Origin of the sequence: Candidatus Protochlamydia sp. W-9, assembly GCF_001950615.1 — a bacterium.
GTDB lineage: Bacteria > Chlamydiota > Chlamydiia > Chlamydiales > Parachlamydiaceae > Protochlamydia > Protochlamydia amoebophila.
On sequence record NZ_BCPZ01000391.1, the window covers coordinates 1 to 12,559 of the forward strand.

General features: G+C 34.3%; 9 protein-coding genes and 1 riboswitch. Of the genes, 4 read left to right on the forward strand and 5 right to left on the reverse strand.

The features are described 5' to 3' along the window. The 3 genes from BU804_RS10630 to BU804_RS10640 form a co-directional block, all read right to left on the reverse strand. A partial coding sequence (locus BU804_RS10630; protein ID WP_143299000.1) for an F-box protein occupies positions 1–378 on the reverse strand: 378 nt, incomplete at its 3' end. A 381-nt stretch (positions 379–759) separates the two neighbouring features. Continuing rightward, positions 760–1,305 carry an outer membrane protein gene (locus BU804_RS10635; protein ID WP_075884044.1) on the reverse strand — a complete coding sequence of 182 codons (546 nt, stop codon included), beginning with the start codon at positions 1,303–1,305 and terminating at the stop codon, positions 760–762. Positions 1,306–1,369: 64 nt separating this feature from the next. Beyond that, entirely contained in the window at positions 1,370–1,813 is a 444-nt protein-coding gene (locus BU804_RS10640) for a GNAT family N-acetyltransferase (RefSeq protein WP_079988714.1), read from the reverse strand. A 302-nt stretch (positions 1,814–2,115) separates the two neighbouring features. Between BU804_RS10640 and BU804_RS10645 the strand changes: the two genes are divergently transcribed. From BU804_RS10645 to BU804_RS10660, 4 genes are all read left to right on the forward strand, one after another. Further along, positions 2,116–3,387 (forward strand): hypothetical protein, encoded by a 1,272-nt coding sequence (locus BU804_RS10645; protein ID WP_075884046.1) that lies wholly within the window; start codon positions 2,116–2,118, stop codon positions 3,385–3,387. A gap of 249 nt (positions 3,388–3,636) precedes the next feature. Continuing rightward, positions 3,637–3,859: riboswitch (cobalamin riboswitch) on the forward strand. A 195-nt stretch (positions 3,860–4,054) separates the two neighbouring features. Continuing rightward, positions 4,055–5,026, forward strand: coding sequence for a ribonucleoside-diphosphate reductase small subunit (locus BU804_RS10650; RefSeq protein WP_075884047.1), 972 nt, complete (start codon positions 4,055–4,057; stop codon positions 5,024–5,026). An 11-nt stretch (positions 5,027–5,037) separates the two neighbouring features. Further along, positions 5,038–7,359, forward strand: coding sequence for a ribonucleoside-diphosphate reductase subunit alpha (locus BU804_RS10655; RefSeq protein WP_075884048.1), 2,322 nt, complete (start codon positions 5,038–5,040; stop codon positions 7,357–7,359). Positions 7,360–7,785: 426 nt separating this feature from the next. Beyond that, positions 7,786–9,153, forward strand: a complete 1,368-nt coding sequence (locus tag BU804_RS10660; protein WP_075884049.1) for a hypothetical protein — start codon at positions 7,786–7,788, stop codon at positions 9,151–9,153. 160 nt (positions 9,154–9,313) lie between these two features. Here the strand turns inward: BU804_RS10660 and BU804_RS10665 are convergent, their stop codons facing one another. Both BU804_RS10665 and BU804_RS10670 read right to left on the reverse strand, forming a co-directional pair. Then, complete coding sequence (locus BU804_RS10665) at positions 9,314–11,761, reverse strand: ADP-ribosyltransferase (RefSeq protein WP_075884050.1); 2,448 nt, start codon at positions 11,759–11,761, stop codon at positions 9,314–9,316. A gap of 13 nt (positions 11,762–11,774) precedes the next feature. Next, on the reverse strand, positions 11,775–12,446 hold the full coding sequence (locus BU804_RS10670) for a tetratricopeptide repeat protein (protein WP_075884051.1): 672 nt from the start codon (positions 12,444–12,446) through the stop codon (positions 11,775–11,777). Positions 12,447–12,559 lie beyond the last annotated feature (113 nt).

Genomic DNA, 12,559 nt, shown 5'->3' on the forward strand with positions numbered 1-12,559 from the left:
GATGAAAGCCACTTTTTTTTCTACTTTTAATTTAACAGTTCCACCTGCTGCAAAGCCAGGTAATTGGTAGGTGTCATGCTTACATCGATCTTCACATAATGTGGCTTTGTTACGTCTGACTTCTTTTAGAATTTGATGTTTTTTTTTATAAATTTTCTTCCAATTTGAATTTAAGGTAGGGCGAGTCGAGGCTGTCAGATTTTTCCATTGGCGACAAAACTGGGCTTTCCATAGGGAAGGATCCTCTGCTAGCTGTTGCCATGCTTTACTGACTAAAGAAGCCATCGCGAGGTCTTTTGGGCTCTTAAGATGATTAAAAATGGCAACCTTCGTTTCTTCAGGTAAAGCTTCTATAGGGGATTTTAAAGAAATCTGCATAAAGCCTCTATCTTTATTAAGAAAAGATGATTAGTTAAATAATAGCAATTATATTTAATAAGATTATTTTGTTCTAGGCTAAATTGATTCAACGATGGTAACTAAAAATTTTATTAAAGATAAAATGAAAAAAGAATTTATAATATATATATGGCGGCCAAATCTTTATTAAGAGGAAGATAGACTCTAATTTGCTCAACATGTTTTATTAGGCAATTCAAATCGAGCATAATTTGAAAAAGGAATGCGATCTAAGCAATTTTTTATAATTCTTATAGCTAAAAACATATGGAAGTGGCCTTTTTAAAAGGCTACTTCTTCGAAGTTTTATTACTTTGCTTACTCGCTAAGTCGGATTTTGACTTGTTCTAAATGTAAAAATTAAAAATAACGTGTTAAAGTTAAACCAATTTTTTGTAATACAGGGTATCTTTCTTGCTGTAATAAGCGGTATTCAATACCGAGCTCGGTATTTCGGCAAAGGGAATATTTTAATCCAGCGATTGCTTGCCATACTAATCCTTTATTTTTAAAACGTAGTCGCGAAGATAAGAACGTATCTAATCTTTGCCATTGCGTATGGCCTCTAGATTGATAATAACCTAATCCTCTTCCTATATATGGCCTGAGAGGAAAGTCAACATCAAAATCATAATACACATTAGTGATGAGTGATATGCTCTCTTTAAATTTTTTTCCTCCACGCACCACATAAGTATGGTTTGTTTTCTTTTCAAGAAATCTTTGAAAGGATGAATCTAATTCAAAACGGAAATCGGACAGTTTATAGCCAATTGCTGCCCCAACATAGTACCCCATATGGAATTTGAAATTTTTTATTTTTCTAGATATGCTTGTACCTGCATTGATACTAAAATATATTTTTTTGTTTAATTCATTTTGTTTTTCGTCGTTAGCATATCCCATATTAGTTAATAAAATATTTTATTTGTGATCACAATAGACAATTGAGAGCCTTACCTATTTAGCACTACCAAAAATTATCAATAATCTTTTTTCTGCGGATATGTACTTTTAGGCTGCGCCATTCTTTTACAGAAAAAGCTGCGAGGATGTGATTTTTCCATTGGTGGTTAATTAAAAGAGAGTTTTTGACATAACCCTCAATCACAAATCCTAATCGATTTAAAAGCTTTGCACTTCTCGTATTCATAGGCATGTAATTGGACATGATTCTATGGAGGTTGAGTTCTTCAAAAATATATCGAATTGACATTTCTAATGCTTCAAACATGAGTCCTTGACTTTCATATTCATAATCGATCTTGTAACCTAAATAACAGGCTTGGAAAGGTCCTCGAAAAATTTGTGTGAAATGACAAAAACCAATGATTAAGTTCTGTTTTGTTTCTGATCTAATAAAAAATCGAGCGGATTTGTCTTTTTTGCATTCTTGATCTAATCTTCTAACCATAGATGTATTCGAGAAATTTCTGATGAATGCTGAAGAGAAAGTGGAATAACAGTGGCTTCCCACTTTGTTAAATGATTTTTATTGCCTATGTCAAAATCATGAATAGCAGAAAGAACTTCTAAGCTTGGAAAAGTTAAGATGAGATGGGAAGTTATTAATTTTTTATCATGAGTTGAAAGAAATTATATTATTAATTTATTTGATAAACTATTATTACAAATTTAATCAATTTTATATAATAATTTATTAAAATAAAATCATCAAAAAAATTTTGCAAGAAAAAAGGAAATAAGAAAAAGAATATGTGCATTCAAAATTATCCAACCTTTTTTAATTACTATAACCTTTTTCCTTCTGAAGCTCCAACTGAAAATCAGCGGCGAAGAGATAGGATTTCTTCTTTAGCAATGGGTATTTTAGCAGTGGGAATTATTCACACTGCTTGCGCCCTTGTTTATGTATTAAAACGGGCTTACAAATATTTAGTAAATTTTCATCAAACTACTTTTATTCCTTCTCAATATAGCCAAACTCATTTTGATCAACATTTGAATCTACCCTCAACATCAATACAGTTAGATGATAAGGCGCTAGCAGCCACGTATCCAGTGATGAATGTTGCAATACAATCCACAGTTTCACCCATCCCATCCCCTTCTCCCATTAATAGTATTTCAGAGACAGCTTTGGAAGATTTATCCCATTTGTTAGCTGAGAAATGGAATATTTCTCCCTTAGATAATATGTCAAAAGAAAAACGGGAAATTAATCGTAATAAACCTTTTATCGATTGGATTAGCGCTGAATATAAGTTTCCTCGAGCTTGCATCAGACAGAATTTAGAGGCTTTAATTCAAGAAGATAAGCCGATTCTTAAGCAGGCATTATTTTTAGGAATTAGAGGCGATGGAGATTGTACTTCACGTGTACTTTGCATTGGTTTAATGCTGCAGGCCATTTTGCAAAATAATCCCCTTGAGGATTTTCATACATTCTGTCAACATTTGCTGCGAGTTTTAAATTGGATGCAAGAGGAAACCAAAAAGTCTAATAGTGCTTTGCATTTACTTATCGGTCAACAAATTCAACAGCGTTTTCTTTCCAACTTTGTGAAATTAAGCCAGATTGTAGCTCATTGTACAAAAGAAAATATCAAAGAAAAAATTCTAGCTTGTTGTCAAAGTGAGACTTTTAATCGGGAAATGATTGTCTTCTTGAAAGCAGCTTCTGCTCTTTATTTAGTAACCCATAGGCAGATGCTGCCTGAATTTTGCTCTCATATCTTGTTAGGGGAAGTTTTTTCTTACAGTGAAACTGGGGATGAATTACAATATTTTCAGGATAAAATCCGTACAGACCAACCTAATAATCCTGCTTTATTTGGCAATCTGGCAGATGCTTATGCGATCGGTCAACTTTTTCAACAATCCATTGCTTGGATTCGAGTGGAAGAAAAAAGTACAGGAAGTTCCGAGCATCGCCCAATTATTTATTTTGATCAAAATGTGAAGCCTGAGCAAAAACCTTTTTATATTCTTAATCGACCAGGACACAGCGATTTACTATTGATCTAAATTTTTAGGTTATTGCCTTGCTAATCAAGTACTTCCCTGTCAATGATGAAAATTGATTGACTATTCTCTTCCATTATAGTAAAAATTTCGAGCATACAACATGTTGTGTTTTTAAAAACAACATGTTGTTATTAACCGAAGTTTGAAATTTTTGCTTAAATTTTTTGATTCCTCTATGAAAAAAATTTGCTTAGTTGCGGATCATTAATTTTTCAAGAAATCATCTAAATTTCAAGAAATAAACTTTAAACTTAGGTTACTAGATAAAGTGCCTTTAGTTACGGCTAAAGGAGAATAGGGAAACGGGTGCAAATCCCGTACGGTGACGCCGCTGTAACGAGTGACAAAGGTCTCTTCTTATCACCACTGCTTTTTTATCACGCAAGAGTCAAAATTTGCGTTTTTTAGCGGGAAGGTTAGGACCTAAGGATGATCTCGGAGTCAGAAGACCTGCTTTATCTTACTCATCCTCATTCAAGTCTTAATAAAGCTTGAGTGAACTGTCTCGTTAAAGACAGGATGGGAAAAAGCACGCAGCGCATTTTAGGTTTTTTCAACCTTTTTCATTTCTTGCACGCTCTTTTCCCTTTTGTCATTTTTTTAATGTACTCATGCTATTTCAAAATAGCGATGGAACTGTATTGCTTTAATTTAAAAGGAATTTTTTATGCAGGTGACTGAACCTATATTGCGAGAAAATAAAGATCGTTTTGTTCTTTTCCCTATTAATCATGCCGAGATTTGGCAAATGTACAAAAAAGCAGAAGCGAGTTTTTGGACAGCAGAAGAAATTGATTTATCTTCTGATCTTTTAGATTGGGATCGTAAGCTTAACAACGATGAAAAATATTTCATCAAACACATACTAGCATTTTTTGCAGCCAGTGATGGAATTGTCAATGAAAATTTAGCCGTTAATTTCATGAGTGAGGTGCAATATCCGGAAGCGCGCTGTTTTTATGGTTTTCAAATTATGATGGAAAATATTCATTCAGAGGCATATTCGTTGCTAATTGATACTTATATTAAAGATCCTACTGATAAAAATCACCTCTTCAAAGCTTTAGAAACAATCCCATGCATCTCAAATAAGGCTGACTGGGCATTGCGATGGATTTCACAAGGGAGTTTTAGTGAGCGTCTAGTCGCTTTTGCTGCTGTGGAAGGAATCTTTTTTTCAGGGAGTTTTTGTTCTATTTTTTGGCTTAAAAAACGAGGGTTAATGCCTGGATTAAGTTTTGCTAATGAACTAATTTCAAGAGATGAGGGGCTTCATTGTGATTTTGCTTGCCTGCTTTATTCTCAGCTTAACAATAAACTTCCTTTAGTAACGCTTCAGGCTATTATTTCGCATGCAGTGGCTATTGAAAAGGAATTTGTACAAGATGCACTTCCCGTTCGCTTAATTGGAATGAATGCCACTCTCATGTGTCAATATATTGAATTTGTTGCTGACCGCCTTCTGGTTGCACTTGGATCTCCTAAGTTGTACAACGTTGACAATCCATTTGATTTTATGGATCTGATTTCCATGCCGGGGAAAACAAATTTTTTCGAAAGGCGGGTATCAGAATATCAAAAATCAGGAGTGATGTCGACGAAAGAAAATCATGTATTTACCATTCACGAAGATTTTTAAGGGAGTAAATCATGTTTGTTACTAAACGAGACGGACGTAAACAAGAAGTTAAATTTGATAAAATTACAGCTCGCATTCTCAAGCTTTGCTATGGGCTAGATTCAGTGCATATCGATCCAGTTTTGATTGCTATGAAAGTGATAGAAGGGTTATTTGATGGCGTTACAACAAGTGAATTAGACAATTTAGCTGCCGAAGTGGCAGCTTCATTAACTGTAAAGCATCCTGACTATGCTTTACTCGCTTCACGGATTGCTATTTCCAATTTACAAAAGAACACTAATAAATCATTTGCACGTACGATCGGTGAACTTTACCATTATATCGATCCTAAAACAGGGAAAAAAGCCTCTTTAATTGCTGAGGATGTATATGAAATCGTGCAAAATCATGCCGAAATTTTAGATGCAACAATGATTTATGATCGTGATTTTGGTTACGACTATTTTGGTTTTAAGACGCTAGAGCGTTCTTATTTATTGAAAATTAATGGAAAAGTCATCGAAAGGCCTCAACATCTGCTCATGAGAGTATCCATTGGGATTCATAAAAATGATATTTCTGCAGCCATTGAAACCTATCATTGGATGAGTGAGCGTTGGTTTACCCATGCTACACCTACTTTATTTAATGCCGGGACACCTTATCCACAAATGTCTTCTTGTTTTTTGATGCAAGTAAAAGAAGATAGTATTGAAGGAATTTTTGACACGTTAAAAGCATGTGCAAAAATTTCTCAAGCGGCAGGGGGAATCGGTTTAAGCATTCATAATATCCGTGCGACAGGCTCTTATATTCGAGGAACGGGGGGAATTTCTAATGGAATTATTCCTATGCTTCGCGTGTATAATGATACGGCGCGTTATATTGATCAAGGAGGAGGAAAACGGAAAGGATCGTTTGCCATTTATCTTGAACCTTGGCATGCCGATATCTACGCTTTTTTAGATTTAAGAAAGAATCACGGAAAAGAAGAATTACGAGCACGCGACCTTTTTACAGCTCTTTGGATTCCAGATCTTTTTATGAAACGGGTGGAAGAAGATGGTGTTTGGTCGCTTTTTTGTCCTAATGAAGCACCCAATCTTCATGAATGTTGGGGAGAAGAATTTGAACATCTCTATTGTCTTTATGAACAAGAAGGAAAAGCTCGAGAGGTAATTAAAGCACAAGATTTATGGTTTAAAATTTTGGAATCTCAAATTGAAACAGGAAACCCTTACATGCTTTTTAAGGATGCCTGTAATTATAAATCTAATCAAAAGCATTTAGGAACAATTAAGTTAAGCAATTTGTGTACAGAGATTATAGAGTACACTTCACCCCATGAAGCGGCTGTTTGTAATTTAGCCTCCATTGCTTTACCACGGTTCATTATTAACGGTCATTTTGATCATCAAAAACTTTTTGAGGTTACGCAAGTGATCACAAGAAATTTAGATAAAATTATTGATGAAAATAGTTATCCTATTGTGGAAGCGCAAACTTCAAACTTGCTTCATAGACCGATAGGAATTGGAGTACAAGGTCTTGCAGATGCTTTCATCTTGCTGAGGATGCCTTTTGATTCAAAAGAAGCGCAAGCGTTAAATCAAGCCATTTTTGAAACTATTTACTTTGGAGCTTTGACAGCCTCTAAAGATTTAGCTAAAAAAAAAGGAACATATCCTAGCTATGAAGGATCACCGATTTCTAAGGGAATTTTACAATATGAAATGTGGAATGTCAAACCTAGCACAAATTGGGATTGGGAAGCATTAAAAACTGAAATAGCTGTCCACGGAATACGCAATTCTTTACTTGTGGCGCTCATGCCGACTGCCTCAACTTCACAAATTTTAGGAAATAATGAGTGTTTTGAGCCTTATACCTCAAACTTATATACACGGCGTGTTTTATCTGGAGAATTTATTGTTGTGAACAAGCATTTGATGCGGGATCTTGTGAAAAGAGGGTTGTGGAACGAGGAGATGAAACAACGTATTTTAGCTGCTAACGGGTCTATTCAAGGGATCGAAGAAATTCCATCTGAAATCAAAGAGCTATACAAAACTGTTTGGGAAATTAAGCAAAAAGTTTTGATAGATATGGCTGCTGATAGAGGACCTTTTATTTGCCAGTCTCAATCGTTAAACTTATTTGTCGAAAGCCCAACTTTTGCAAAGCTCTCTTCTATGCATTTTTATGCCTGGAAAAAAGGATTAAAAACAGGTATGTATTATTTGAGAATTAAAGCTGCTGCGGAAGCAATAAAATTTACCGTTAATCAAAACTATGAGCAGCCACAACAAGAAATTGCTTGTTCTTTGGATTGCCTCAGCTGTAGTGGCTAACGTTTGTCTCGTATGGCTAAACACTGTCATTTTAAGGGAAAGTAGCTGATTAATTAGCTATTTCTCCTTAAAATGACAAGCGTTTCAACTTAATCTTAATCATTTTTAGGTTTGCCAAGTTCCTGAAATAACTGTAATAGAGGGGGAAACTATACTTAGAAAGAGGCAAATTGATTCATATGATTTGAAGTAGTTTTAACTAGTTTGACGCAAAATATTTTTAAAAATTAAAATTAAATACTATACTTATTCTTAAAATCTAAATAGAATTGCATTTTTATTATTAATAAAGTAAAATAAAAATCGAATTCATATATAAATATTGATTTTTTGCAATATTATATTTATTGCTAGCACATTTTCTCATTAAATTTTTTGCTAAAAGTTTATTAATCTTTAAAATTTTTATAACAAAGAGACTAAGCGATGAACTCTTTAATCAACTATTTGCCTTCACGAGTAGCAACCCAAGTTACTTCAGCAACAACGGATGAAGAACTTTTTAGTTATTTTTTAGATAATGAAGATGCAGCGAGTTCGCAAAATAATAATTTTACTGATTTAGTTAAATTTTTTCATCAAATTCCCAAGAATGCGTTAGAGTCACACCTTAAATTGACAGAATTAATAGTTGTCGAATTTAATTCTGTTTATAGCAGCGAAAAAATTTCTACTGAAACGTCTGAAGATATTCGTCAAATTTTTAAACAAAACTTCAGTTGGTTTGAGCAGCACAACATTTTCAAAATACTCAATCCCAATGCAAGAGTGGTAATTAATGATAAAGCGATTCTTGTGAATAAATTGAAGATTTGTGCGCAATCAGAATTTTTAGCAAAAATGGATTTAAATTCCAGTACAACTGCTGTGGGAGAGTTGAAGCTAGATCTTCCTCATCCAGAGGCAGGGCGCAAAATAGTGAAAGCGCTTCAAACGGGTGTTTTCAAAAATACAAAAAAAGTTGAGAAAGCCCGAGATCTTGTTTTAGAAGCAAATGATTTAGAGATTGGCCCTTCAATTCAAGAAAAAATTGAAAATAATTTCATTGAGTTGCTCGATAAAAATACATTATTAGAATTTTATCTTTTTACCAAGCAGCATCAGATAGCGACGCTGGAAAAGTCTTGCTTACAATTGATATCTACTTTAAGTGTTTCAGATTTAGTCAAGTTCTGGGATTCCCTCGATTCTATACAAACTGATGGACTTGATTTGTCAGAAATTCGCCAATCTTGTATCGATGCCTCAGTAAATCTAGCCATAGATTTAATAAAAAAGAAAGGTCTGCTGAAAGAATTTCGAGCGAAAATTAAAATGAACTGCCTGAAACCTATCCTTCAGCATTGTGTGAAAATTATAGGCAATCGCAAAGTTTGTGAATTAAACAATAATCAGTTGATAAAGTTATTTAAGCTCGTATCTCGAGATTTTTATGAGTCTGAGGTGGATCAAGCCAAAATTCAATCTTTGAGTCCATTTACCAATCTTGTTAACCTTTCACGCTTAACCCTTACAAATGCTCCCAAATTTTATAGTTTAGGAGGAGCTTCAAAATTGACACATATTAAGCATTTGAATTTAAGTGGTTGCCTAGCATTAGAAAGTATTGAAGAAGTAGCCACTTCATTTAAGCAGTTGAAAACGATTGATCTAACGGGGTGTATTCTTTTAAAAAATCTGGCGGTTTTAGAAAATTGTCCAAACCTAGAGAAGGTGATTATTAAAAATGCCGAGTTGGAGACCATACAGTCCTTACGCCACATGTTTAACCGTTGTCATATCGTGACTGCATAAGTAAGAAGCTAAGATTTTAAGAAAGCGTAAGCGGGTTTTCCCTTCTTAAAAATCTTAGCATCTGTCAACGGTTAAGCTTTAAGTAAGTTTTTAGCTCCTAAATGGAATAGGAATTTAGACAGAAATTAAAGTAAAGTTCACTAATCCGTGCAGTGCCAAATCAATCTTCTTTGAGTTTTAAAATAACGTTGTTTTTATCCACATCGTCAACAATATACTCAATTCCCGGAAGAATAAGTATTTCGTTTTCGCCAGGCCACGCAGAATAACGACCTACATCTTTTGCACCTTTTGTACTTGTGTAAGTTAAGTTCCACGCACCTTTCACGTTCGACTTAGGAGTTGTACTGACAAAAGCAAAATCTTTAAAAACATTGTTTTTTATGAATGTTTGTTGCCCCCAAAGAGGGTTATCTGGAGGTTCCGTAAAAATAGATCGTTCTAGGTGAACAGAGTCTTCCTCCGATTGAAAATCAGGAAGCTTCAACATTCCTTTCAATGCATCAGAAACATAAGCCGCTAGCCCAGGATCCTCTATTTTGCCTTCTTTTGCTTTTCTCATCGCAGGATTAATGATTGCATAATCACCGGTCGTATATCCATATAAAGCAACGCGCTGACGAGAAGTGAGTCCATGAACATTTTTTTCTTCTGGAAGGTTTGCATGGCTTTGAGCAAGAAATGAAATGAATTTTAAAGGACCCATATATTGAAACATGGGATTTTGGTGATATTTGTGGATTGCTTGAATAATTTCATGTGGATTGGATGTCAGTAGCCCTTGTAATAACGTCAAACGTTTAGCGAGTTCTTTATCGTCTGCCCCTACGATTTTCTCTAGCGTTCCATATTTTGAAGTAAGTCCTTTTAGTTGACTATTTAAAGAGAAGATCATTTCAAAATAATTTTGCGTTGTAGTAGGACCAAATTTATCTTCTATTTCTTGAAGAATTGGACTTTTGGTGGGAATAAACTCATACCAGCCTAATTCCTCTATTCCATAATCTTTCACAAGAGCCATTCGAGAAAAAAGAGCTTCAGCAGCAATGGCGTTACCTTTATTTACACCCTCGTGATGTAAATAGTCAGCGACAGCCAAAAACAAGTCAGCACAGCTAATCTTTTGATCCGCTAGCTGAATGAGCATTTCTTCGTTATCACCAAGCATCATGATAGCACCAAAATGCAAACGATCTAAACACAAATGAGCAATCAAAGGTTGAAGCCATGCAGGAGAATAAGCTAAGCGTTTAACAACCTCTTTTAGTTCCATTTCTGTTGAGATACCAGATTGTTCAAATAGCAGCTTCATCCCTGCTTTACACTCTTCAGGCCCTTGTCTTTCAACCCATCCGCTTAAATCTTTTCTTGTTTCTGCGAATTTCTTCAATTCAACAGAAGTTTTTTGTTTTAGATTGGTGCAAAATGAAGAAAATTCTATAAAAAGTTGGTTATTCCAATTTTGTGGTTGGTAGCCTGCATCAAAGCAACTAGCTTTCAAAAGACGATTAGAAGAAGAAACGTTCTTTGGAGTTGTTTTATATACAGCTTGTGTCATCTTTAATAAATTCTTTCTCGTCATTTCATCTTTTTTGAGATAATTAGGATCAAGTTTTTTACCGTTGGGGACAATCAGGTATAAAGAATTTGGATGTGATTGCAGGCAAAAGCGCACCACGGTGCTAACCCTTGTGGAAAAACCAATATAGAGCTTATTGCTTTCCTTAGCGATGCTCTGTGCTTCTTCCTCTTGAGGGTTTGTAATTTTCATACTTTCAATGACTTCCATTGCAATAATGGCTTTGATTAAATCTGGATTTTGTAAAAACTTTGTAAATTCAGGATTAGATAATAACATACGATTAAGAGTTTCTTTTCCTAAAAGGTTAATATTCAGTACAGAATAATGTTCTTTCATTATTGCATTTAGCTTAATAAGCGATTTTATTTGTTTTTTAAATTGCTTGACAGCTTGCTTTGGATTTTTCTCATAATATTGAGCTAAAATGTCTAATTTTGCTTGATAATCATTTTTTTGAGGGTAAGCCCCCATATGACTAAGGATCAGTTTTTCATTATTTGCAGTTTTTTTGCTTGCTTTTATGTCAATTGTGGCTTCAGTAAAGACCTGGCCAAGGATAATTTGGGATGATTCTGGAGTAAGTGCATGTGAAGACAAAAAATAGTTTGTTTGAATTTGAATTTCAGCTAGTTCAAATAAGGTCTCATAAGTTGACACAATTTCTGCCTCAAATGAGTCATTATCTATTGGATTCTTGAGAAGGATTTCTTTTAAATCATTGAAATTTAATTCTATTCCTAGATCTTGTGAATTCACATCTATAAATAATTTTTCTAATAACTCATAAGCTTCTTCTGGAGAAAAATCTTTTGGAATTAAGGGTAAATGTTCGGCTGCGATGCGAAATATTAAGGGGTGCAAATATTCTGCTTCATCATAATCTGGTACGGTGCTAAGTATATTTTCAAGGTTTCTATGCGGAGATATTTCCTCGAAACCAGGCTCATCGATGAGGGAGGTGTAGGAAAATGCACCTAATGACAAAGACGATACGTGATGGCTATTACTTACATCTTCAGGTTGCATGTTTTTCTCCCAATTATATAAGTATTTTTTTATTTTTCATTTGCTGAATCTTTCGCTCTAATTTTTGCTTTAGAGCTTGTAAAGATATAGCTTGATTTGTGGAGAGATTAGAGCCGTCTCGAAGCTGTTTATCAATATTTTCGAATCGTAGTGCCGCCTCCTGATCATAGCCTAATTCCAGCCAACATTCTATTTCGAGAAGGCTAGAAAACAGATCATTTTTATCAAGATCGTGCGCAGTTTTAAAGCTGCGAATCGCACGTTCATAGTTTCCACAATTTTGTTCCGATAACCCTAAGCAAAACCAATAAGACGGAATCAAGGGTTTTAGCATAGCTAATACAGTAAAAATGCCGGCACTTGTTTGAAAATGATCCGTTTCAAGATGCCGTTTACCAATGGCAAAAATGGCAAGATGGTTTACCGTGGAAGGAGGAATAGTTGTGCCAAATATTTGCTCTGTCAAATTAACATTCATGAAATCTTCATTTTCATCTACTAAAGCTTCTATTCCTGTTTTGATTCTTTCTTTGAACCAGCTCATTTCGATGATTTGAGCATAGTAATTACGGCGAGCTTCCAATTGACTTGCAATAGGAAAAGGCGAGTTGAGATTTACGCCATCATCTTGCTTCATTAACTCGTCTATTAAACTTTCATTAATTACTTTGTTATTTCTAGTCATAATTAAACTTTTATTAAAAACTGTTTATATAATTAATTATAAAATTAAAAATAATTTAAAAAATATAATATTAATAAATATTAAAATATAATTTAATTTTTTTTAATCTAAAT

Coding starts and splice junctions, on each gene's coding strand:
- BU804_RS10635 (WP_075884044.1), bottom strand. CDS start 1,305: ATGGGATATGCTAACGACGAAAAACAAAATGAATTAAACAAAAAAATA.
- BU804_RS10640 (WP_079988714.1), bottom strand. CDS start 1,813: ATGGTTAGAAGATTAGATCAAGAATGCAAAAAAGACAAATCCGCTCGA.
- BU804_RS10645 (WP_075884046.1), top strand. CDS start 2,116: ATGTGCATTCAAAATTATCCAACCTTTTTTAATTACTATAACCTTTTT.
- BU804_RS10650 (WP_075884047.1), top strand. CDS start 4,055: ATGCAGGTGACTGAACCTATATTGCGAGAAAATAAAGATCGTTTTGTT.
- BU804_RS10655 (WP_075884048.1), top strand. CDS start 5,038: ATGTTTGTTACTAAACGAGACGGACGTAAACAAGAAGTTAAATTTGAT.
- BU804_RS10660 (WP_075884049.1), top strand. CDS start 7,786: ATGAACTCTTTAATCAACTATTTGCCTTCACGAGTAGCAACCCAAGTT.
- BU804_RS10665 (WP_075884050.1), bottom strand. CDS start 11,761: ATGCAACCTGAAGATGTAAGTAATAGCCATCACGTATCGTCTTTGTCA.
- BU804_RS10670 (WP_075884051.1), bottom strand. CDS start 12,446: ATGACTAGAAATAACAAAGTAATTAATGAAAGTTTAATAGACGAGTTA.